The organism is Limnothrix sp. FACHB-1083, assembly GCF_014696485.1.
In the GTDB taxonomy this organism is placed as follows: domain Bacteria; phylum Cyanobacteriota; class Cyanobacteriia; order CACIAM-69d; family CACIAM-69d; genus CACIAM-69d.
Window position 1 is genome coordinate 108,130 of sequence record NZ_JACJQD010000001.1, and the last position, 23,060, is coordinate 131,189.

Below are 23,060 nucleotides of genomic sequence, written 5' to 3' on the forward strand. Positions count from 1 at the left end.
ATTTGCGGAGTAGCCGCGCGAAGCCTGTTCGCAAGGCACGGTTTTGGGTGCTCACTGCGGGACGATTGACAACTCAAACAACCGCTGCGATTTTCCCAAAGCAGGGCAGGATTCACGAAAAAATCTTGCCATCTGGGGCCCCCAATTGCGGTGAGTTCAGGCCCAGCGCGATCGCCCATCTGGGCCAAGGCAACGGCCCGCAAAAGATCCTTCGATCGGGGCCAAGGGCGATCGCCACGCTGTTGAATTCTACAGTGGGAATGGGCTGGGATCGATCGAGCCGGCCAAGGAGTCTGGCAACCTTGAATCTTCCTAAATAATGAAATTACTGTCTTGGCCTTTAGCCGCCTGCCAACTGCGGGCATCAAAGTAAAGATCCTCTAGGGAAATTCGATCGAGCGCGTCACCAATTTTCTGAGCCAGCCGCTTCCAGAGCGATCGCATTACCCAATCTTCTGCCAAATCTGCACCCATCTCTTGCCCCAGCGCAGCGGTGAATGATTCGCCCACCGCCCGCAGAATTTCTCCCAAAAAAATTTCCTTAGGGTCGCGGGCCAGTTGATAGCCACCTCGAGTGCCCCGCAGCGACTCCACCAGCCCCGCCCGCCGCAGCTCAATGAGCAATTTTTCCAGATAGGGCATTGGAATATTTTGGCGCTGGGCAATGGCGCGGACAGGACAAGGGCCAAGACCGCGTTGCAAGGCGAGATCCAGCATCGCCTTGATGCTGTAGCGTCCGCGAGCGGTTAGCTTCATGGCTGGAACCATGACTCCCGATCGCACCGTTTTGCTCCCAGAACCGGTGCTAAATCGCCCCCAGTGCGCCGTTCTTGTGCCGCGAAGATTATCAAGATCATTCCTCAAGTTTGCTGCCGACCACGGTGCTTCGATGGTGCAAGAACGCCAGCATCGCCATCTGATCTTGCAAAATTCTGATGGTTAATCCCTCCTCAGACGAGAATAGGGATGTTTGGAGATCCTGTCAGCAGATCCACTGAATCAGACAATCATTGATTTTTTGAAAAAACCACTAGCGATTTAACACAAATCGTGTACCATGATGGAGCCTGATGCTAGCATGAAATTACCTTCTTGAAGTTTAAAAACACCGCTCGGCTTGGTTGGTGGAACTCATCTCCCCAATCTTCCGATTCAAGCAACTTGTCCCAGGGAATCTTTTGGGAATCGCTGGGATGTTCAAAGGCGTTTGCTGGCAAGAAGGAAGCTGTGGATCGGAACAATTCCGATTTGCAGCCATTGCCGCGATCATCTTCGCCTTTCGCCTGAGATCCGGCAAACGCTGTATCAGTGAATTCATTCATTACTCTCTAGATTGACCAGCCTGTTGGATTAAAACAGCAATGAGCAAGCGCAAAAAGACCGACCCGCAACCCCTGACCGGTGCCCAACTACTGGAAAAGGTCAAGGAACTGGAAAACGCCAGCAAGGAAGAAAAGGCGCGGGCCTGTGGTTACTACACCACGACCAAGGATGGCGTTGATCGCGTCAACATGATGAAGTTCTATAACGCGTTGATTGACGCGGAAGGGATTGAACTCGATAACAAAGCAAAGCCCAATGGTCGGGGTGGCCGCAGTGCAAGTTATCGGATTACGGTGCAGTCGAATGGCAATTTGTTGATTGGCTCGGCTTACACCAAGCAAATGGATCTGAAGCCGGGTGATGAGTTTGAAATTACCCTGGGCCGTAAGCATATTCACCTGAAACAGGTGGAAGGCAACTAAGCTCAAATCTGGTGGTTTCGGCTCATCGTGATCGTGACGATTTCCATTGAGCATTGCGTGATCATGCAGTGCGCACGATCTGATTGCATGGTCAATGGGTGACCAATCAGTGATCAATCGGTAATCAGGAATGCTGACTGACAAGGGGCCTTGGCCCCTTGTTTTGTTTTGCGGGTGTTTGGCTGTGGAGCGATCGGGTTTTGAAGTTGGTAGCTGGTGACGGATTGGCTCTTTCGTTTCTCACATCGCTTGAACCAGGCGTGCGGCTCTGTGCCCACTGGCAGATCCGATGGCGTGGCAATGGCTAGGTTCCAGCTTGGGCGATCGGGCAGGGGGTGCATTCCTGTTGGCAACGCTGCACGGCGGACTCATAGAAGGTTTCCAGGGCCCGCACACCGTGAATTTGGTTAAATATGCGGGCCGATCGCTGGGCGATTTCTAAGCGAAGATTTTGCCGCCAAGCCCGATCGCACCCTAACCCGATCGCCAAATCACAGTAGTCTTCGGGGGTTTGGGCAATGGTTTCCGTCAGTCCCAATTCCGTGAGGATGGCGGCGGCATGGCGACCGCGCATCAAGGCTCCGGGAAGGGTGACGACAGGGAGACCAGCGGCGATCGCCTCCAGGGCGCTGTTGCAACCGGACCAGTCGATCGAGTCGAGGAACACATCGGCCAGTTGGTTCAGTTGCCAAAATTGCGTTTGGGATTGGGGCGGCAGGATTGTGCAGTGGTCGGCAAAAGCGAGGCCGGCGGCCGCAAAGGCGGCCGCGAGGCGCTGGGCAAAGGGCGGGGCCGCTTCTGGAAAAGGGCTGGCCAGGAAAACGAGGCGCGATCGGGGAACCGCTTGGGCAATTTCCACCCAGAGCCGATCGGCTTGAGGCAAATATTTATATAACGATTGGCAACAGAGATAAACCACTTCGTCGTCAGCCAGGCCCAATTGGACCCGATCGAGCTGAGGCTGGGGGGCGATCGGGGGGCGATCGTAGGCAATGCCCAATCCCGGTAAACAGATCAGGGTTTCGCTGTAGTGGGTTTCGGCTTGGGGCGGCTCCATCCGATCGCTTGAGAGGTAATAGTCCACCGTGGGCAGGCCGGTGGTGACCGGATGGCCCCAGGTAGCACATTGAACAGGTGCAAACCGCCAACCCCCAATCAGATACATCACCGAATCCATACCCACATCCAGCATCACCGCCACATCGAGCTGATCTTGCCAGGCGGCCCGACAAAAGGCGGCATAGCGCTGGGGATTGAAGTCGTTGCCCGTTTCCCAAAAGGCAAATCGATCGCTCAGGCGGCGGGCTTCGTCTGTGGTGGCATCCCAGCGATTACCGGCATAGTAGCTATAGATTTCCAGTCGATCGCGATCGGCATGGCGCAACCAACCCAGGTGGGTTTTCATCACGGAATGGTGATAAAAATGGCTGCTGAAATAGCCAATCCGCAATCGATCGCCCGAGGATCGCTCACGGGGCCGGCGGGGTTGCAAGGGGGCTAAATCAGGAAAAACGGTGGCTAAGGTTTGGCACACCCAAGCGCCATATTGTTCTTGCAAGGCCCGATCATTCTGGCCCTGGTAATTCAAATAGAACGGAACCCGCAGGGCGATCGCCTGGAGTGCCAACTGCATGAGGGCTGGATGTGATCGCGTGAGGCCGATCAGCCGATCCAATCCTTGGGCATAGTTCGATCTCGCCTGCCAGAGGGCGGCCTCGGTTTCATAAATCGATGGCAGCTTTAGCCACCCATCAAAGGCCGCCAGGGCCCCCGCATACCAAGTTTCTCGTTGGGGTTCCAGGGCCAAGGCTTTGCACCAGGCCTCGATCGCCCCGCCCACCTGGCCCGACTGCCGCAACAGTTCTCCCAAGGCCGCGTAGGGTTCGGCGGCCATCGGATTGGTCAAAATTTGCGATCGCCAATGGGCCCGATCGACCCCCATGGATCCTGGAGTAGCCGACGGATCAAGATTGGACGGTGGGGATGGGGTGGGCGAATCCATAACCATCAACGGGAACCAAAGGGGCGATCGCTGCAAAACAACCATGCCCCGATCGGGCGGCGGGCGCAATAGGCGTTCTGGGTCATGGCCCAAGATTTCAGCCCAATCAGCCTCAACCCAATACCGAAGAAATTGCCCAAATCATCACCCAGAAAACACATCACCCAGAAAACACCCAAAAATCATCAAAACATCGTCAAAAAAACCGCCAGATGTCTAGCATCCGGCGGCTTGTCGTTTGAAGTGCCATTAATCGGGAAAAACCATTGCCCGATTTGGGTTCCTCAATGTTGTCCAGTAATGTCGTCCAGAATTAATGTTGTCCAGAATGTTACCCAGGCTGACCTAGGGTTCAAGGGTCGGAGCCAAGGAAACCGCCCGATCGACCACCGGAGCCTTAGCCGTTGCCGCCGGTAACTTCAGCGAAGCTTGCAGCATCGGCGATTGGGTCACGGCATCATTGGCGATCGCAAACAGCGGATTCGACAAAATCCCCGCCAACGATGTGGCAATCACCGACAACACCAAGCCCACTTGCAAAGGACGCATCCCCGGGAGTTTCCAGCTAATGGCCGGGTAGTTCTTCACCGAATCGGACATTTCGTGCGGTTCCTTCACCACCATCATCTTCACCACACGAATGTAGTAGTAGATGGAAACCACGCTGGTGACCAAGCCCAACAGCACCAGGGTATACAGGCCCGCTTGCCAGCCCACCCAAAACAGGTAGATCTTGCCGAAGAAGCCAGCCAGGGGCGGAATGCCACCCAGGGACAGCAGCGACACACTCAGACCCAAGGTCAACAGGGGATCTTTTTGGTAAAGCCCCGAGTATTCGCTGATCTCATCCGTGCCCGTGCGCAGGGAGAACAGAATCACGCAGGCGAAACCGCCCAGGTTCATGAACAGATAAACCAACAGGTAAAACACCATGCTGGCGTAGCCGTCGGCGGTGTTGGCCAACAGCCCGATCGTCACGAAGCCGGCCTGCCCGATCGAGGAATAAGCCAGCATCCGCTTCATGCTGGTTTGGGCCAGGGCCACCACGTTCCCCAGCACCATACTCAGAATGGCCAGGGCCGTGAACACAAAGTGCCATTGTTCCGACACCAGCGGGAACGCCGTCACCAACAGGCGAATGGCCAGGGCGAACCCAGCCGCCTTGGAACCCACGGACAAAAAGGCCACCACCGGAGTGGGCGAGCCTTCATACACGTCGGGAGTCCATTGGTGGAAGGGCACAGCCGAAATCTTGAAGGCAATCCCCGCGATCGCGAAGACCAGCGCCACCACAATCCCAATTTGGGGCGTGGTGGGGTTGCTGGCAATTCCGGCAGCGATTTCGCCCAAGCGGGTGTGGCCGCCCGAGAGGCCATAGAGCAACGAAGCGCCGTAGAGGAAGATGGCAGAGCTAGAAGCCCCAATCAGCAAATATTTGAGAGCCGCTTCGTTGGAGCGCGGATCCCGCTTCATGTATCCCGTCAACAAGTAGGACGCGATACTGAGGGTTTCCAACGCCACAAAAATCATCACCAACTCGTCAGCGCCCGACAGGAACATCCCGCCAACCGTTGCCGTGAGCAAAATGACGATGAATTCGCCCAGGGCCGTGCCGGTGGATTCCACATAGGCGATCGACATCAAGATTGTGATTGCCGACGACAGGGCGACGATTCCCCGGAAAACACTGCCCAGGGTGTCGTTGCTGAAGCCGCCCAGGAAGGAAACCGGGTCTTCCGGGTTCCACTGGAGCCACAGGGCCACCACGGATCCCAACAGACCGGCCACGGCCACATAAGGAGTCCAGCGCGATGCGGCCCGCCCGGACACGAGATCGATTAACAAGACTGCCAGGAGGGTCAAAATGACAATACCTTCTGGCAGGATTGCCCAAGCGTTGAGCTGTGAGGCAACGGTTGAGAAGTCCATAGGGAATTAAATCCGTTGAGCGCTTGAAACAATTGCCATTTCTAGGTTGCAGGGAAATGCGGCCTGCGTTCGGTTAACCATTTTAGGGGTTGGCGTGTGGATCGCTACGCGATCGCGCTGGATAGGCGATAACAATCCCCAAATGCCCCGATAACTAGCCAGTAATCGATCGCCCTTGGAGCATCACCCGATCGCCACCCGATCGCCCGGTTCGTGCATCTGAAAAACCGCCTTGGGTAGCCTCAAATGGCTTCAAGGGCTGCTGAAATTGCCTCAAGTGGCCAAAGCCGCTCCGCAATCTCCCCGCCATATCTCCACAAAAATCCCCAAAACTGCTCCCTACCTTCAGCATCTTCCCAGTCTTTAAGCAAATTGCAGCCGTAATAAGGAGAGGTCATCCTCAAAATAGCTGCGGCCACTATTAAAGTCCTGCACCCGATTCACGATTTGCTCCACGGCTCCCCGCTCAGGAACCGCCCAACATTCCCGCAGCACTTCCACGAAGGGATCCAGCCCCCAAACAGTACCATCGGGCATTCCCAGTTCGTAAATGCCATCGCTGAAGATGTAGAGCGTGCTGCCGGGGGGAACTTCGCAAAAGGCCTCGCTATATTTCGCTTCCGCAAACATGCCAACGGGCAGCCCCACCGTTCGGAGGCGTTGGGCCGTTGGTAACGATTCTTTGCTGGGCGAGAGCAAAATTCCGGGCGGATGGCCAGCGCTGGCATAGGCCAGGCTCCGGGTGCGGCGGCTGTAGACTCCATACCAAGCGGTGAAGTATTTGTCGTTGCGATCGTTCATTTGAAACGCGCCATTCAGGGCCCGCAACACCTCGCTGGGGCTGCCATAGTCTTGGATCGGGAGCGATCGGGAGCGCAGCAAATTCAACACTGACAACGAGGGCAGCGCCGCCTTCAGGCCATGGCCCGCCGCATCCACCAGATAAACCACGAGTCGATCGTCATCGAGCCAATAAAAATCGAAACAGTCACCCCCCAAGCGGCTGGATGGTTCAAATTTGGCCGAAATACCCACCGCGCCGTCCATGGGTGCGGGTAGCAGGGTTTTGACGTAATCGGCCGCTTCGGCCATTTCCTCTTCTAACAGCCGCTTTTGTTCCTTCAAGTCCTGATTCAGTTGATGTAGCCGCAGGCCCGCTCGCACCCGGGCCTTCAGTTCGTTCATCTCGATCGGCTTGGACAGGAAGTCATCGGCTCCGGCATCCAACCCCCTGACCCGATCGTCCACGGAGCCAAGGGAGGTCAACAAAATGAAGAACGTGGAGGATAAATTGGCCTCCAGCTTGACCCGCCGACAAACCTCAATGCCGTCCATCTTCGGCATCATCCAATCGCAAATGATCAGAGCGGGCTGCTGACTACAGGCCAACTCCAAACCAGCAACACCATCTTCTGCAACCAACACCTCATAGCCCTGTTTGGTCAGGGTGCGCTCTAGCAGGCGGCGGATGGTGGGATCGTCATCGATAATCAGCAGACGGAACATAGGTCAAGGCAGTGGTGGCAAGATGGAACAAGAGGAGCAACCCAAGTGTTGGTCAATTCAGGCGTGATGTCTGAGGCATGATGTCTTAAGCGTAATGTCGGCGTAAGATGCAGCCGTTGCACTGAAATGAACCGAGTGAATGAAAGAAGCCAGATGAAATGCACCGGATGAAATACGCCGCATCGCGTAAACAAATCAAATGGGGCAAATGGGGTCAATCGAATGGGGTCAATCAAATGACATCAGGCGAACCAAATTGAGCCGATGACAACGGGATCGCGCCGAGTCCGATCGGCCCTTGATGTAGATGAGCACCGAGCATGGACACCCGGGATGAGCGTCGATGGGGATTGCCGCCATTCCAGTTGAATAGTCCGGAAGGGTTGAGCCATCCTCCGAAGCAAGTTAGCCTGGGGAGTAATGCGTGATCCTTCACGAATTGTCCCTGGGATTGGCGGCTGAGGGTTGAGTTGGCTGGGCCTGGGCCACAACGTGCAACGGGTTGCGATCGCGCCCCGAAACGGACGAGTCTCGGTCACGGGAATTCCGCCCTGGCTGGAGTAGGAATCGTGAGCTATCAGTGGAGTACCTGGAATGGTACGGACTACGGCTGATTTTGGCACAATGCCTGGGATGGCGTGGCTAAAATTCAGGGTTGAGACTGAAGGCTTGAGAAATTCCGAACGCTTTGCTTGAACGCGCCGCAGAGGTTGGATGCTTTGAATCCCAGCGTAAACCAAACGATTCGACTTCGCATTGCTAGCGATTTGGCGGTGCTCGATCGCGTTTTGAACTGGTTTGACACGCTCGATCGCCCCCACGTGCCTCGTACTGTGTGGCTCCAATGCCTCTCGGTGCTGGCGGAGGTTTTTACGAATGCGGTGCGCCATGCCCATCGCCAACACCCTTGCGACACCCCGATCGAGCTGGAGGCAGAACTCACGGCCACGGCCTTGACCTTGCGCCTTTGGGATCATGGGGAACCGTTTGACTTGCGACAGGCGGTGTTGGAACGGGGCCAAACTCCCGAACCCCCAGAAACTCTTGATATTGAGAAGCTCAGCGGTGGCGGACGGGGCTTGACCATTCTGAATCGGGTGGCCGATCGCCTGAGCTATGATCCCCAGCCGGATGGTCGCAACTTGTTGGAATTTGTGAAATATTTTGAACCGGTGCTCCCGATCGCGGATTGAGTCAAACCTCGCCGCCAAACTCAATCGCCTCGTACAGATCCGCAAGCGGCAATTCCACTGACACCGCATCCAACAACACCCGATCGCTCAATTGCCCATATTCACTGAACAGCCACTGCTGATCCCCCGTTCGGGCATAGAGTTCCACATGGGGCTGATATTGATCAATTAACAAATAGTTTTGCAAGCTTGCGATCGTCCGGTAGGCGGCGAATTTTTCAGTGCGATCGTAAGCTGCTGTTGATTTGGAAAGTACCTCAGCAATCAGGATTGGATTCATTACGGTATCAGTGCGATCGGGCTTCCGCTCAATGGGTCGCTTTGCCACCATCACATCAGGATAGGTATATAAATTCGGCTCCGGAATCCACAGCCGCTGATCTGCCAATGCCAGATCATAGGCTTGTCTTCGCAAGGCAAATTTCAGAATCGTAATCAAATTAATCGCAATGAAATTATGCTCCGGTGTACCCCCTGTCATTGGAACAACTACCCCATTGCGATATTCATTTCGAGTTTCAGCCAGAACTTCTTGGGCTAAATAATCATCAGCGGTAATGATTGCAGGTTCCGGTAATAGGGCGATCGGCATCATTCACTAAAACTCCAGCGCTTCATAGAGGTCAGAGAGATTTACTGTTACCGCAAGTTGATCGAACAACACCCGATCGCTCAATTGCCCATATTCACTGAACAGCCACTGCTGATCCCCCGTTCGGGCATAGAGTTCCACATGGGGCTGATATTGATCAATTAACAAATAGTTTTGCAAGCTTGCGATCGTCCGGTAGGCGGCGAATTTTTCAGTGCGATCGTAAGCTGCTGTTGATTTGGAAAGTACCTCAGCAATCAGGATCGGATTCACTACCGTATCGGTGCGATCGGGCTTCCGCTCAATGGGTCGCTTTGCCACCATCACATCAGGATAGGTATATAGATTCGGCTCCGGAATCCACAGCCGCTGATCTGCCACAAAAATACTGTATCCCTGACCTTTTAAAGCGGTTCTGAGCAGAGCATTCAAGACACTCGCAATTTCGTTATGCTCCGGTGTACCCCCCGTCATTGGAACAACTACCCCATTACGATATTCATTGCGAGTTTCAGCTAAAACTTCTTGGGCTAAATAATCATCAGCGGTAATGACTGCAGGTTCCGGTAATAGGGCGATCGACATGGCAAACCTCCTAGAAGATTGCTGGGGGTATTGACCCAATGGCCTCAATCGAGTTGTTTGCTCCAAACCCAAAAGAGGGAGAGCAGATCCCCCTCTTCATTTATTTTATGGTGCAAATTTGGGCAAGCGATCGCGCTGAGTCTTCAGGAGTCGATCGCGCATGATTCTGACGACTGCAACCGGCGCGATCGCATTTCGATCATTTAAGTGACTTATTGCCTGTCGTTACGTAATTTGTGCGATTCTTAGGCGATCGCCCGTCAGGATGAGAGTTTTGTTACAACACCACGCCCAGGACTTGGGTTTGTGCGCCTCGGGCTTGGGTCACACCAATCACCCGATCGGACGCTTCAATGGTGGGACGGCGCAAACTAACCACAATGAACTGCGCTTCGGCGGCCTGTTGTTTCACCATTTTGGCCAGGCGCTCCACGTTCGACCCATCCAGGAACATATCCACCTCGTCGAAGGCATAGAACGGCGAGGGGCGGTAGCGCTGAAGGGCAAAAATGAAACTGAGGGCCGTCAAGGATTTTTCGCCCCCGGACATGGAAGCCAGCCGTTGCACCGGTTTGCCTTTGGGGTGGGCCACCAGGTTGAGGCCGCTTTCTAGGGGGTTTTCGGGATCATCCAGTTGCAAGCGGCCGTCACCTTGAGATAGCTCGGCAAAGATGATTTGAAAGTTGCGATCGACCGCATCAAAGGCTTCATAAAATGCCTGTTGGCGCAAGGTGGTGAAATTTTCCACCCGCAACAACAATTCCGTGCGCTCCTGCTCGATCGTCGCCAGTTTTTCACTCAGTTGATTCAGCCGGCCTTGCACTTGATCGTATTCTTCCAGGGCCAGCATATTCACCGGCTCTAGACTTTCCAAGCGGCGCTGCAAAGTGCGAATCATTTGATCCAGTTGTTCGCGGTGGGCGGCCAATTCAGCGGGATCACTGGGCAGGGGTTCCGAGTCGGGCGGCAGGTCGGGCCGATCGCCCTCGGCTCGGTTTTCCAGCTCTTGCAATTCCGATTGCTGTTGTTGTTGGGTTTCTTGGAGCCGATCGCGCTGGAATTCCAGGGTTTGGAGCGCTTGGCGTTGACGATTCAGCGCTGTTTCTTGGCGATCGCGCTGTTGTTTGGTTTCGCCAAGGGTGGTTTCCAAAGCCGCAATTTGCCCTTGTAGATCAGCGATCGCTTGATCCAATTCCGTTTGGGTTTGCTGAAGCTGTTGGAGCCGATCGCCCACTGTGGTGATTTGGTCTTGGGCTTGGGCGATTTGTTGCGCCAGTTGTTGGCGCTGTTGGCTGAGGCGATCGACTTCGCGGGTTTGGTCGGCCTGCTGGGCTTGGGCCGATCGCAAATTGTCCGCCAATTGTGAGAGCACCGATTCCCGATCGCGGATTTCCGTTTGGGCCTCGCTCCATTGGCTGTGGGCGGGCGAGTCCTCCAGTTGGGCGATCGCCTGGCGCAGGTTGGCCAACTGGCGCTCGGCGGCCGGCAAGGCCCGATCGAGCTGGGCCAAGCGTTCCTGGCTGGTGGTCAGTTCCTGGGTCAGCCGATCGCGCTGTTGGGCCAGGCGATCGCGCTGGCCCGTGGTGGCTGTCAGGGCCGCTTGCAGTTGCTCCAGTTGCCGTTGGGCATCGCGGCGGGCCTGGCGCAAATCGTTCAGGGTTTGGGTGTGGCGCTGGCTGTCCAATTGAGCCTGGGCGATCGCCCCATCACAACGGCCCAACACCCGATCGATATCCCGCAGCCGATCGCGCAGTTCCGCCGCCGCCTTCGCCTCCTCCGTCAGTTCGCCCCCGCCAAACCGCAGGCCGCCCCGGGACTTTTGCATACTGCCGCCGGTCATCGCCCCGCTGGTTTCCAGCAACTCCCCATCCAGCGTCACGATCCGATGGCGACCCAGGAGCGATCGGGCCTGATCCAACCGCTCAAACACCACCGTCCCGCCAAACACATACTCAAAAATGTTCCGGTAGCGATCGTCAAAATCCACCAGGTTGACCGCGTAATCCAGCCAACCCGCCACCGCCGCCCGACCCCGAGCCATGGCCGCCGACTCGCCGCCGCCACCGCCGCGAATTTTGTTCAGGGGCAAGAAGGTGACACGCCCAGCCCGCTCCCGTTTCAGGATTTCGATCGCCGCCGCCGCCACCGCATCATCTTCCACCACCAAATGGCCCAGCCGCGCTCCGGCCGCAATCTCCAAGGCCACCTGATAGCGCGGTTCCACCTGCCCCAAATTGGCCACCAGGCCGCAAACGCCCGGTAAGTCACTTTGCAGCAGCAATTGCACCCCAAACGTGCCTTGGGCTTCCCGTTGGGCCTGGGTTTGGGCTTCCAGTTTGTCCAGTTGCCGTTGCACTTGTCGCTGCTCGTCCTGCAAGCGGCTGCGGGTTTTCTGTTGGAGCTGCAACTCCTGCTCAGCGGCGGCCAACTGTTCGGCGGCCGTTTGGATTTGGGGTTCCAAGCTGCGGGTTTGCCGATCGACCGTTTGGAATTCCCGATCGTGCTCATTGAGGCGATCGCCCGCCCGCTCCCATTCCGTGGCGATTTCCGCCAATTGGGTTTCGATTTGCTTCAGCCGCTCCTGCAAGGTGGCCCGTTCCGTACGCTGGGGATCGATCGACTCTTGGATCGTCTCCAACTGGTGGCGCAAGTCCGTTTGCTGTTGCACCCAAGCCTGGGACGCTTCCGCCAACTCCGCCGCCTCGGCCCGGGCCCGGTTCAGGTTGGCCGCCGCCCGATCGTGGGCCTGTTGCAACTCCTCCAGGCGCTCTTGCAATTCCGGCCCGGTGGCGGCCAAGGCGGCCTCGGTGCGATCGACCTCCGTCACCTCCGCTGTTAACCGGGCGATCGTCTGTTGTTGGGTTTGCTGCTGGTGGGTCAGCTCCGTTTGTTGGCGTTGCACCTGATCCCGTTGGGCCCGGTGGGTGGCTAGCTCCGTTTGCAGGGCAATTTGTTCCGACTCCCCCAGGGATTTCACCGTTTGGTTCAGCCGCTCCAGTTCCGCCGCCTGGGTTTCGACTGTCGCCCGTTCCGCCACCAGGCGATCGGCTAACTGCGCCAAATCCTGTTCCCGCTGGGCGATCGATTGGCGCAGTTGCTCCACCTTCGACTGTTCCAGCAGCCAATCCACCACCGCCAAGCGCCCTTGCTGGCCCTGCATTTCCTGGCGAATTTGTTGATATTTCAGAGCCTTGGTGCGGTCTTTGGCCAGGCGATCGCACTGAATTTGCAACTCCTGCTCCAGGATGCGGCAGCGATCTTCCCGTTCCTTCACCTCTTCGAGGGTTTGCTTGGTTTGGATAATTTTGCGATCGAAGTTGGCCACCCCCGCCAGCTCATCAACAATCTGCCGCCGCTCCCGGGGGTTCATGGAAATGATGCTGGTCACGTCCCCTTGCAGCACCACGTTGTAGCCCTCGGGATAAATCCGCAGCTTCGAGAGGGATTGGTGCAACTCGCTGAGGGTGCAGGGTTCGCCGCCAATGTAGTAGTTGGAGGTGTAGGTTCCCTGTTGGGTGACGCGCAGTTTGCGGGTGACAGTCCATTCACTGAGGGGCTGACCGTCGGCATCACGCAAACCGGGCAAGTCTTCGGCGGCTTCGGCGGAAACGGTGGCCAGCAGGGCGGCTTCTTCGCTCAGATCAAAGGTGACAGTAACGGCAGCTTCCACGGTCGATCGCTTGCCTTTGCCTTGGCCCTTGCCCATTTGTCCCTGGTTCACCAAGTCGGGCAGGCGATCGGCCCGCATTCCTTTGGAGGAGGAAAGACCGAGGGCAAACAGCAGCGCATCGAGAATGTTGGATTTACCGGAGCCGTTGGGGCCCGAAACCACGGTGAATCCGGGCAGCAAGGGAACTCGCGTCGTGCCGCCAAAGGATTTGAAGTTCGTGATTTCAACTTGCTTGATATACAACGGGCCGGCGACCGCTCACGGGGCGGGTTACAGGGACGGGGAAGACGGAAACAGCGTTCCACCGCGCTATCTTACCCAAAACTCTTGCGAAACGGCGATCGGCCCGTCACGCTGTGTCATGCCTCGGGCAGTCCAGTCTGCTATGACAATGGATTTTTGAAAGAGTCTTTAAAGTTAAACCAAGGTAATGAAGAAGCGCCGTCAACACTATGTATGGAGACATTACTTGGAAGCGTGGGCACTGAATGGAAAATTATGGTGTCATCATTTCGGCAAAAACGTGTTCTCAACAAGTACGCAAAACGTTGCCCATGAGAGAGACTTCTATCGCCTTCGCGAAATGTCTGAATTTGACCTTTCAGTAGTTAGAGAGTTCGTAATAAAGCCATTGACCTTGGATCTGCGTGAAATTGCTGAAGGGTGGGTTTCCCAATTTACTCAGTTATTTGAGATCAAGCGACAATTGCAAGATCTAGGAGATGTGTATGTCGAACCTGTTTTAGATGAATATATCAACAATCTAGAAGAGGATATTTTGGCTGATCTTGAACAACGAGCAGTTCCTTTTCTTGAGATGCTTCGCGGCGAGAACTCTATATTGTTTTCTGACGCAGAAGAGTCCGTGTTTCACACTTGGTTCCTAGCTGCACAATACTTCCGTACACCAACTATGTTGGAGAAGATGACCAGTGATCTCAGGACGATACCAGGCTTTAATATTGATGCATCTTTTGGTTTGATTCGGACAATCTATTCATGCAATGTTGGTCGTGCACTTTGGCTTAGACGGAACAACCTTCATGTGACCTTTCTCCGTGCCAGTTCTAGCCCCCTCATCACTGGAGATCAACCCATGGTGAATATGAAAGCGATCAACCTAGAACCAGGATTACCCCCACAGGAGCTTGAACTCTACTATCCAGTATCCTCAAGTTTAGGAGTTTTATTTGACTTTGGTGCTCCTTCTCGTTCTTGCACTGTGAAGCATCTAAGTACAGAGGAAGTACGCGCCTATAATCGGGTGATTGTCCAAAAATCGACACGACAAATCTATGGCATTGATCGCGCTTCCATCGAAGATATCTAATGGCAGAGCTGTAAACCAATCTGAAATTTTCAGAACTTAATTCGATTATTCAAAAGCTTGCTAGCGTCGATTGAATAACTCAAATTAGCCTAAGCAACTAAGGCGAAATGACTGGTATTTCTAGTCGGTTAAAACGTCGATAGATTTGAAAATCACTATCCAGGGTCATCACTGTACTGTTCGGACGTTGCTCTGATAAACAAACTAAGCAAGCATCCGCTAGAGACATAGGCACAGAATGGTATTGACGCATCAACTCGATAACCCTAGCCTGACTGTTTTGAAGCGAGAAATCAACCCTTAGTAATCCCCGCTCAATCCACTGAAGCATCATCTCTCGACCACAATTGGTACGCCCGAGCAGAAACCAAGATTCCGTAAGAACGGGTTCACAGGTAATCAGGGGAGATGGCAGTTGCCTAAGCTGTTTTGTCGCCCAGTCATGGTGATGGTCACGCCGGTTAATGACGGCAACCAAGGGGCCGGTGTCAATTAAAACCTCTTTCACTCGCGCCCCATGCCTTCTAGATAGTCGGGATTTGTCGAGAGATCACTTGGCCCTTCAGCACTGCCAATTAGAGAACCAGCGAGATCAAACACTGAAGGAGAAGGCTCTGGACGGCTGAGGAGCGGGGTGACTTGCGATCGCTCGGCCAATAGCAAGTTGATGAATTGAATTACCAGTTGTTGGAGCGCTTGGGGAAGCTGGCGAAACTGATCTAGAAGGGTTTGCTCGATCGGGCTGGGAGTCATGGGGCGATTACTGGTGAGACTATGACCATTTTATGAGGATGAATCAATTTGTTTTTCAAGACTCGATCGCCCCGTTGAATCAAAACTCTGATTGCAAACGCTCAGGCAACGTGATCGCCCAATCAAAAAATAGTGGACGGAGCGATCGCTTTCTGTTCCTCCACATGGGTTGGCGCTGAGGAAGTGGCGCAAGGTATCTTGCAGGCATCCTCTTCCAAGTCAAGCTTTGATCATTGCCATGATGGATAGCTATCCTGGAGAACTTGAAGCCCTAACGCTATTGGGTCTGGCGGTCGTAGGGTTAATCGTTGGTGGGTTGCTGGCAATTGGCTTTCTGTTGATCTCAATTTTTGTGCGCCGCGACGAATCTCCCGGCGTGATCAAGGCATGGGCGATCGCCGCCTTATTGATCTTCATCATCAACGTCTTCGTCTATAGCTGGTTAATCGGGCTTGGTCGCGATAACCTCGTCCGCGATGGCGAGCAACGACCATTAATTACCCCGCCCCCAGTCTTGTTTGTCAGCATGAGCCTGATCAATTCCCTCGGGCCCAGCGTGAGTGTCCTGAGTCCGCTCGTGGTGTTTTGGGTGAAGCACCCTCCCCGTTCTCGACATTCGCCCAGGCAAGATTAAATATTAAAAAACCGGGGTCATCCCCCGGCTCTCGTGATCAAAGTTGTGTTTCAAAACTGGTTGCGTTTCAAAACTGATGACCTAGCAGCCCTCAGGCCCACAGAAGCTGTGCGCATACAGCACCTCCGCATCACAGATATAGATGATGCCTGCGTAATTCAGGAAGAACTCCACCGCCACGCGATCGGCGATCGCCTCAGCCAGGGTGCGAGTGTCGGTCAACACCTCAAACTTGATATTCGCTTGGGTGTCGGAAACATTGGGCTGCCCGGACGATCGCACGTTGCGGCTGCCCTTGCCGCCCGTTTCCAACACCGTATACCCCTTGGCCCCGCACTCTTCAATGATCTTGGCCACCTTCTTCAGCAACACCTTCTCGGTGATGATGACAAGCTTTTTGGCTGGTTTAGCCATGTTGGTTACCTCTTTTGTCTACTACTCTAACGAGTCTGTCGGGCCGTGAGAAAACACCGACAGACCCCACCTGCTTGGGGCGATTAACCCCCGAGTGCTTGAGCCAGCCCGATAAAGAATGGAATGCACAGACCGATCGCGATCGGCGTACCAACGGCCGTGGAAGCACCAATGTAGGCGGAAGGGTTCGCCGACGGGATCCCAGCGCGCAAGGTGGGCGGGCCCGAAATGTCTGAGCTAGAGGATGCAATGACCGCCAGCACAACCACACCACCCAGGCTGAAGTTCATCGTGTAGTGAGCAATCATGCCCAGACCAAAGGCAATCAGCCCATGGAGAAAGGGGGCCACCACACTGTAAACAACGTACCACTGAGCCACTTTGCGCAGTTCGCCAATCCGCGACCAAGCTTCCATCCCCATCACCAGCATCAGGATTGAAAGCAAACCCCGGAAAGCCGGATCGTAGAAGCTTTCGTAAACGCTTTCCGGCTTGGTGAGAATCCCCAAGGCCAAACCGAGCAACATGGCAGACAAAGCGGGCCCTTGCAGGCTTTCTTCGATAATCGGCCAGATTTTGACCTTACTATCACCCTGCTGCTGGTCGCGATATTCCTGACGGGTGCTGGGCTGCTCCTGGGAATTCACAGCAGCGGCTTTGCTGCGCTTTTTCTGGTTGAGATAAATGTTGGCTACAACAATTGCCGTGACCAGCGCCGGAATATCCATGAAGGGATAAAGCGCGCCCGCCCATGCTTCATACCCAATCTTTTGTTCTTCGAGCAAGGTCAGGGCTGCCGCCATGGTGGAACCACTGACCGCCCCAAACAAGCCACCCGTCGCGATCGCATCAACGGTCTTGACCTTTGGTAATTTGGCCAAGGTGTAGCGGGCGATGAAGACAACTAGAATCCCTACGGTTGCTGCAAATATAACCGGTAAAACCATTTCGGTCAGGTTGGAATTCCGAATTGCAATTCCACCGGTCAAACCGATTTTGGTGAGCAACATGAAGACGATGATTGTACAAATCGACTCTGGAATTACCAATTGGCTTCCGAGTGCTGCAATCACCATCCCCCCAATCAAAAAACCCAGTGTGGGGGACTGCAACTGAATAATGAAGTCCTTGACGAAAAGGGACAAGAAATCCACGGATACCTCCTAGTCCACTGCATGAACTTTAAAAGCGTTAAAGAAAGTCAGAGGGAGGCACTTCATTCCCATAGCACAGATGTTGCTCAAAAAATCTGTATCTAGGGTGTTCGGAAGGAGCCGATCTCCAGGCAGGTCTCGAAATAGTTGTGCTGAACTAATTTCTATAGACTCGTCTATCAGTTTTCTATAGATGGGTACGTGATGTAAATCCTTATGGGCACTGGACTGTCTTGGAAAACTGATTATGGGGTAAATCAGAACAAATATCGTGATGCTTGACTTTTAATGGCTTTGAATAATTGATGATTGGGACAATTAGAGCAGCTAATTGTTGGATCAATCCAGGCAAATATATTTTTCGTTAGCTCGGGATGCATCAGGTAATTGTCAGGTAATTTTTTGTCTCATTTGACCCGCAAGTTCTTGACTTTGATGCCGGATTTTGCTGAATCGGCTAGTTTCCGGCGATGATTTTCCGCCTATGGAGGGCGAAACTGTGGCGTTGGGGCTGGTTGGGGGCAATGCCTCACGGGTGTGGTTCCCCGGAATTCATGCTAGGACTGAGGGGGTATGATTTTGGGGCAATGGCTGCCCGGTGTTTCCCGGAACGGCCGCGGCGGTTGAGGAGTATGTCAAAATGCTCTCTGGATTGCCGCAACCCGTTTTGCGCCGTATTTTGCAAGCCGGTTGATGGTTGGTTGCCCGCCATTAATCAGGCCCCTAGGGGAGGTGTGATGCATCCTGTTTCGATCGCGATCGCACCCTATTGCCCCTGATGCACCCCACTTGCTATGAACAAACTCATCGTTGACCTCGAAGGCCTCCGCGAACAGTTGAAAAGCGCTCGCCGTCCCCCCAAACCCAAGATGCTCGTCGTCGATGACGAGCCGGATAATCTCGACTTGCTCTATCGCACCTTCCGCCGAGATTTCAACGTGCTCAAGGCCGAAAGCGGGGCCCGAGCCTTGGAACTGTTGGCCGAGGAAGGGGAAGTGGCTGTCATCATTTCCGATCAACGGATGCCAGAGATGAAGGGAACGGAGTTTTTGAGTAAAACCGTGCCCCAGTTTCCAGACACCGTGCGGATTATTTTGACGGGCTTCACGGATGTGGAAGATCTGGTGGAGGCGATTAACTCAGGACAGGTGTATAAGTACATCACCAAGCCTTGGGATCCTGATGAGTTGAAAACCGTGGTGCAACGGGCAGCCGATAGTTACGATTCTTTGAAGAATCGTTCGATCGAGCTGGAACGGGCCCAGGCGCAGATGCAACTGTTGGCGGCAATTTTGGCCGCGGCCGACAGCGGCACTTTTGAGGTTTGTGCGGAGCGGCTGGCGACGGCGTTTGTGGAACGGTTCGAGGCCGATCGCTGCACCATTCAGCTCGTGCAAGAAGGGCAACTGGGCAACTACAGCGGCCAAGCGGGAGCTACTTCTCTGGTGGGTGATCCGCTCAGCCAACAGGCGATCGCTGAGAAAAAGCTGCAAGTGTGTTTGAATGCGGCGGCGAATGCGGAGTTGGCCGGAACAGCATTCTATCAAGAGAGCGGGGTGGCAACCCATGTGGTGATTCCAGCCATCTATCGCGATGCGGTTGGGGCTTTGGTGTCGTTGCAGTTTGCCAATCCCATCACCCTGGAAGAAAGTGAAGCAACCCAAATGTATTTGGCGGTGCAACAGGCGGCCTTTGTGCTGACCACGCTGCCCTAGTAGCACGGCAAGCGGATTTTGAGCTGATTTCGATCGGTCAACTCAGGTCAATTCAGATCAACTCAGGTCAATTCATTAGGTCAATTCAAATAACCGTTGCTGTTGCCAGATCGCTCACCAGATCGCTCGGCAACAAGGGGCTGGCGCATCTTGTTATAACGACTGACTCCGCAATATTGGCCCCATGAATCAAGGCAGCCGCGCTACTCGGTTGAGTTGTGAATTTTTGGGGAGATAGATTTTTGGGGGCTTGATCCCCTTTGGGGTGATTGTTAACGAACATGTCGATCGCTCGATCGCGATCGCGCCCGAACGGTACGCTAGACCGCGCCTGATCCCACCGGATGCTCGGGTTTGCTTCTCCCAGTTAGCGAGCAAAGTCCCATAAAAATTCCAACCGGATGCGCCCGATGGCGCTGAGGGGTGGCCAGATTGGCTCGATCGTCCGCCAACTGCCGATCTAGACAATCTGAGGATTGCAACTAACGTTCGTTAACCGACCTCCAACCGTATGTCCGTCGCTAGTCCCACCCGTACCATCCGCATCGGCTCTCGTAAAAGCCAATTGGCTCTTGTGCAAACGCACTGGGTACAAGGAGAATTGCAGCGGCATTTTCCGGACATTACGTTTGAGGTCTGCGCGATCGAAACCCAAGGGGATAAGGTGCTGGATGTGGCCCTGTCCAAAATTGGGGACAAGGGGTTGTTTACCCGCGAGTTGGAAGATGGAATGCGCGACGGGATCTATGATCTGGCGGTGCATTCCCTGAAAGATTTGCCAACCCGCCTGCCGGAAGGGCTGACCTTGGGTTGTGTGACAGAACGGGTGAACCCGGCTGATGCGGTGGTGCTCCATGCCCAACACAAGGGCAAAACGATCGACCAATTGCCCGCAGGCGCTGTGATTGGTACGTCGTCCCTGCGGCGGTTGGCTCAGTTGCGCTATCACTACCCCCATCTGAGCTTCAAGGACATTCGCGGCAATGTGAATACTCGGCTGAAGAAGCTCGACAGCGGCGAGTATGATGCAACGATTTTGGCGGCGGCCGGTTTGCAGCGGATGGATTTAGCCGATCGCATCGATCAGTTGTTGCCGTCGGATGTGTCGCTCCATGCGGTGGGCCAAGGGGCCTTGGGCATTGAGTGCCGCGAGGGCGATGAGGACATTTTGCGTGTGCTGAAGGTGCTGGAGCATGAACCCAGCAAGTGGCGCTGCTTGGCGGAACGGGCTTTCCTGCGCGATTTGGAAGGGGGCTGCCAAGTCCCGATCGGGGTGAATACCAGCTTGGAGGGTGATACCCTGACCCTGGCGGGCCTGGTGGCCAGTGTGGATGGCAAGCAACTGATCAAGGACACCGTGAGCGGCCCCCACACCAGTGCTGAAGATCTGGGCACGGAGTTAGCCCAAAAACTGCGCGCCCAAGGGGCCCAGGAAATTTTGAATGAGATCCTGGCTCAGGTCAATCGGGGCTAAGGGGTTGCCTGCGGGCGGCTCCTGATGTGGATCCTGATGAGGCGATCTTGGGCCCACAACCTGAGTCCATCACCTGAGTCTGTGGGTTTTGGATGTCGGTTAATCCGGTTCGCTGGGTTAATCCGGTTCATGCTGAATTTCGCTTGAGGATCCTGGGGGCGATCGGGCAAGATGGAACTGTCTTGCTCGATCGCCCCTTTGGCTCATGGATATTGCCAGTCTTTTGCTGCGTGCGGCCGTTGCTCACATTCCCCAAACGGTGATGATTCCCCTGTGCTTTGGGTTGGCTTGGTATTTGGTGGCCGTTCTGGTGCGATCGATCGCCAGCTTCACCCAAGAGGGCGTTTCGCGGGTGCGCACTTTGCACCAAATTCCCTGTGCAGACTGTGCCTTTTTCACAGGCGATTACCACCTCAAATGTCCCGTCCGTCCCAGCGAGGCCCTGTCAGAAGCGGCGATCAACTGTCCAGATTTCCAGCCCAAAACCACTCCCCTGGCTTAGGGAATGTTTGAGCAAGATTTTGGGGCACAGGTCAAGCCAGCATCGCCGTCGGGGCAAGGGGCTGAAGCCCCTTGTCTTTGTTGGTTGGGAAGACCCGTCAGGCGGCCGTTTAGGCTTCCGCGTGAGGGGTGAATTCAACTTAGGGGTGAGTTTGACGGCTCGGTTATAACCAGCCTTCCTGCTCCAGTTCCGCAATGATTTGCAAAGCGCGGGAATCTCCCAGCTTCAAGAGGGCCGATCGCGCGTCTTCCTTGATGCCGAGTTCGCGATCTTCCACCAGGGCTTCAATCAACCCATCCACGGCTCCCGCATAGATCGCATTGGAGGGCAAGTCGCGGCACAGTTGCCCCAGGGCCCAAGCACAGTTACTGCGCACGGCCGGAACAGGATCTTGGCGCAGGGCCACAATCAGCGGCGGCACGGCCCCCACGATCGCCTCATAACCCACGGCTCCCATTTGCCCCAGGGAACTGGCCGCCCACAGGCGCACGGCCGCAATGTCCCGTTGCAGGGTTTGCACCAACGGAGCCAAGGCCCGGCGATCGCGCCCATTGCCCAGGGCCCAGACAATGCCTTTGCGCACGTAGCCATTCCAATCCCGTTGGAGTTGGCCAATCAAGGGGTCGATCGCCTCTGGATCTGGGTTGCGGCCCAAGGCATAGGCGGCGCTCATCCGCACCAACGGACAAACATCGTTAATGAGTAAAATCAGCCGTTCGCTGGCTCTGGGGTCTTGCAGCTCACAAAACGCTCTGGCTCCCACCGCACGCTGGGCCGGATCCGGATCTTGCAACAGTTGCAACATCACGTCTGGATCGGGGAGCGGCGCGGCTTCGCTCGGGGGCGGAGTTTCGAGAATGTTCAGATGATCTGACTCTGCTGAATCTAAGTCGAGTAACCCGAGGTCATCATTCACCGGCATAGCAGTCCTCCTTAGCGATCGCGGTTGGCCGATTGCGCCTTGGAGGCCGGCTTGGCCGGTTCTGGAACCAATTCCACATTCACCTCATTCACTTCCCGGCGGCGCAGTTCCACGGACTCCGAGCGCGGCAACAGGTTAAACACTGCTCGGAACCGATCGTCCAGTTCCTCGAAGGACACTTGACCGGCGCGATCGAGCAATACTTTCCCCGATTGATCAATTAAAACCGTTTGGGGCACAACGCCACGGTAGTAGTGCGCCGGTTGCAGTGGATCCGCTACCGGCTCCAGGGGCAGAGAATCGGCCACAATGGGCAAAAAGTCCGCCGCTTTGCCGTAAAACGCCTGCAATTGGGAAATTGTGGAGGAAAATCGCTTGCAATCGCGGCTATCGTCCACAAAAAACACCAGCAGGGTGGGTCGCTGCCGTTCCCGCGATTGGGCCAAGGTCACCCGAGGCGGCACCAAAGAACCGTTGCCCGCATAGAGCGCAAAAATATTGCCATCAAAATTATCGTCATTCAATGTGGCCTGGGCTGGCAGGGCCCCCAAGGCCCAACCCCCGATCGTTAAGGACAGCAACAGGGCGATCGCCCGAGCTAGCCCCTGTCGTCCCCACCAGCGAGCAATAGCGCTGCCCAGTGCCAAACCCCGAACCCACATGACTATCCGTGACATTGAAACCGTGACATTTAAATCGTTAAAAAACGCAAGACAAAAACGCGAAACAGACAGCGTATAAGCCCCTTGCAGAGCCTATCCTATCGCGAACCGCGAAACCCCCCACGTCTGAATTGTGGCCTAATGCCCCGATCGGTCGCCGCAACTCTGGGACAATTGCGCCGGTCTGCCGGAGTCTCTCCGGGCGATCGCGCCAGGCTTCCTTGGCGGAAGATGTGCCACCCAACGGGCCGATTGGAATTTCCATGGGTATGATGGGG

Annotated in this window: 21 protein-coding genes; 7 read left to right on the forward strand and 14 right to left on the reverse strand. The window is 55.1% G+C overall.

The genetic code is table 11. The features are described from left to right. Positions 1–312 precede the first annotated feature (312 nt). Positions 313–756: an Rrf2 family transcriptional regulator gene (locus H6F46_RS00415; protein ID WP_099532115.1), complete on the reverse strand. Its 444-nt coding sequence runs from the start codon at positions 754–756 to the stop codon at positions 313–315. A 317-nt stretch (positions 757–1,073) separates the two neighbouring features. Continuing rightward, positions 1,074–1,322 (reverse strand): hypothetical protein, encoded by a 249-nt coding sequence (locus tag H6F46_RS00420; RefSeq protein ID WP_190354740.1) that lies wholly within the window; start codon positions 1,320–1,322, stop codon positions 1,074–1,076. 39 nt (positions 1,323–1,361) lie between these two features. Here H6F46_RS00420 and H6F46_RS00425 point away from each other — a divergent pair, with 39 nt between their 5' ends. Continuing rightward, positions 1,362–1,745 carry an AbrB family transcriptional regulator gene (locus H6F46_RS00425; RefSeq protein WP_099532113.1) on the forward strand — a complete coding sequence of 128 codons (384 nt, stop codon included), beginning with the start codon at positions 1,362–1,364 and terminating at the stop codon, positions 1,743–1,745. Between the two features lie 304 nt (positions 1,746–2,049). Here H6F46_RS00425 and H6F46_RS00430 read toward each other — a convergent pair whose 3' ends face one another. The 3 genes from H6F46_RS00430 to H6F46_RS00440 all read right to left on the reverse strand — a co-directional run bounded on the left by H6F46_RS00430 (position 2,050) and on the right by H6F46_RS00440 (position 7,182). After that, a complete protein-coding gene (locus H6F46_RS00430) occupies positions 2,050–3,840 on the reverse strand; it encodes a hypothetical protein (protein WP_190354741.1) in 1,791 nt (596 codons plus the stop codon). A 252-nt stretch (positions 3,841–4,092) separates the two neighbouring features. Then, entirely contained in the window at positions 4,093–5,676 is a 1,584-nt protein-coding gene (locus H6F46_RS00435) for an NAD(P)H-quinone oxidoreductase subunit N (RefSeq protein ID WP_099532111.1), read from the reverse strand. Between the two features lie 363 nt (positions 5,677–6,039). Continuing rightward, positions 6,040–7,182, reverse strand: a complete 1,143-nt coding sequence (locus H6F46_RS00440; RefSeq protein WP_099532109.1) for a PP2C family protein-serine/threonine phosphatase — start codon at positions 7,180–7,182, stop codon at positions 6,040–6,042. 719 nt (positions 7,183–7,901) lie between these two features. Here H6F46_RS00440 and H6F46_RS00445 point away from each other — a divergent pair. Next, the gene (locus tag H6F46_RS00445) at positions 7,902–8,375 is read left to right on the forward strand and encodes an ATP-binding protein (RefSeq protein WP_190354742.1); all 474 of its coding nucleotides are present in this window, start codon (positions 7,902–7,904) and stop codon (positions 8,373–8,375) included. Between the two features lies 1 nt (position 8,376). Here H6F46_RS00445 and H6F46_RS00450 read toward each other — a convergent pair whose 3' ends face one another. The 3 genes from H6F46_RS00450 to smc all read right to left on the reverse strand — a co-directional run bounded on the left by H6F46_RS00450 (position 8,377) and on the right by smc (position 13,465). Further along, positions 8,377–8,970 (reverse strand): Uma2 family endonuclease, encoded by a 594-nt coding sequence (locus tag H6F46_RS00450; RefSeq protein WP_242027720.1) that lies wholly within the window; start codon positions 8,968–8,970, stop codon positions 8,377–8,379. 3 nt (positions 8,971–8,973) lie between these two features. Beyond that, entirely contained in the window at positions 8,974–9,552 is a 579-nt protein-coding gene (locus H6F46_RS00455; RefSeq protein WP_190404959.1) for a Uma2 family endonuclease, read from the reverse strand. Positions 9,553–9,829: 277 nt separating this feature from the next. Next, the gene (gene smc, locus H6F46_RS00460) at positions 9,830–13,465 is read right to left on the reverse strand and encodes a chromosome segregation protein SMC (protein WP_190354744.1); all 3,636 of its coding nucleotides are present in this window, start codon (positions 13,463–13,465) and stop codon (positions 9,830–9,832) included. Positions 13,466–13,652: 187 nt separating this feature from the next. On the opposite strand from smc, the gene H6F46_RS00465 reads away from it, so the two are divergent. Then, positions 13,653–14,552: a DUF4238 domain-containing protein gene (locus H6F46_RS00465; protein ID WP_255508839.1), complete on the forward strand. Its 900-nt coding sequence runs from the start codon at positions 13,653–13,655 to the stop codon at positions 14,550–14,552. Between the two features lie 97 nt (positions 14,553–14,649). Here H6F46_RS00465 and H6F46_RS00470 read toward each other — a convergent pair whose 3' ends face one another. Both H6F46_RS00470 and H6F46_RS00475 read right to left on the reverse strand, forming a co-directional pair. Then, a complete protein-coding gene (locus H6F46_RS00470) occupies positions 14,650–15,060 on the reverse strand; it encodes a PIN domain-containing protein (RefSeq protein WP_190354746.1) in 411 nt (136 codons plus the stop codon). After that, complete coding sequence (locus H6F46_RS00475; RefSeq protein WP_190354747.1) at positions 15,057–15,305, reverse strand: hypothetical protein; 249 nt, start codon at positions 15,303–15,305, stop codon at positions 15,057–15,059. The genes H6F46_RS00470 and H6F46_RS00475 overlap by 4 nt, the downstream gene beginning before the upstream one ends. Before the next feature lie 226 nt (positions 15,306–15,531). Here H6F46_RS00475 and H6F46_RS00480 point away from each other — a divergent pair, with 226 nt between their 5' ends. Next, entirely contained in the window at positions 15,532–15,939 is a 408-nt protein-coding gene (locus H6F46_RS00480; protein WP_190354748.1) for a hypothetical protein, read from the forward strand. 81 nt (positions 15,940–16,020) lie between these two features. Here the strand turns inward: H6F46_RS00480 and H6F46_RS00485 are convergent, their stop codons facing one another. Continuing rightward, entirely contained in the window at positions 16,021–16,353 is a 333-nt protein-coding gene (locus tag H6F46_RS00485) for a hypothetical protein (RefSeq protein ID WP_099532102.1), read from the reverse strand. Positions 16,354–16,436: 83 nt separating this feature from the next. Next, a complete protein-coding gene (locus H6F46_RS00490) occupies positions 16,437–17,507 on the reverse strand; it encodes a sodium-dependent bicarbonate transport family permease (protein WP_190354749.1) in 1,071 nt (356 codons plus the stop codon). A gap of 794 nt (positions 17,508–18,301) precedes the next feature. On the opposite strand from H6F46_RS00490, the gene H6F46_RS00495 reads away from it, so the two are divergent. The 3 genes from H6F46_RS00495 to H6F46_RS00505 all read left to right on the forward strand — a co-directional run bounded on the left by H6F46_RS00495 (position 18,302) and on the right by H6F46_RS00505 (position 21,198). After that, on the forward strand, positions 18,302–19,222 hold the full coding sequence (locus H6F46_RS00495; protein WP_190354750.1) for a response regulator: 921 nt from the start codon (positions 18,302–18,304) through the stop codon (positions 19,220–19,222). A gap of 511 nt (positions 19,223–19,733) precedes the next feature. Next, positions 19,734–20,696: a hydroxymethylbilane synthase gene (hemC, locus tag H6F46_RS00500; RefSeq protein WP_190354751.1), complete on the forward strand. Its 963-nt coding sequence runs from the start codon at positions 19,734–19,736 to the stop codon at positions 20,694–20,696. Between the two features lie 205 nt (positions 20,697–20,901). Further along, the gene (locus H6F46_RS00505) at positions 20,902–21,198 is read left to right on the forward strand and encodes a hypothetical protein (protein WP_190354752.1); all 297 of its coding nucleotides are present in this window, start codon (positions 20,902–20,904) and stop codon (positions 21,196–21,198) included. A 163-nt stretch (positions 21,199–21,361) separates the two neighbouring features. Here H6F46_RS00505 and H6F46_RS00510 read toward each other — a convergent pair whose 3' ends face one another. Together H6F46_RS00510 and H6F46_RS00515 are read right to left on the reverse strand one after the other, a co-directional pair. Further along, complete coding sequence (locus H6F46_RS00510; RefSeq protein ID WP_190354753.1) at positions 21,362–22,120, reverse strand: HEAT repeat domain-containing protein; 759 nt, start codon at positions 22,118–22,120, stop codon at positions 21,362–21,364. A gap of 11 nt (positions 22,121–22,131) precedes the next feature. Then, on the reverse strand, positions 22,132–22,782 hold the full coding sequence (locus tag H6F46_RS00515) for a thylakoid membrane photosystem I accumulation factor (protein ID WP_190354754.1): 651 nt from the start codon (positions 22,780–22,782) through the stop codon (positions 22,132–22,134). Positions 22,783–23,060: the final 278 nt, after the last annotated feature.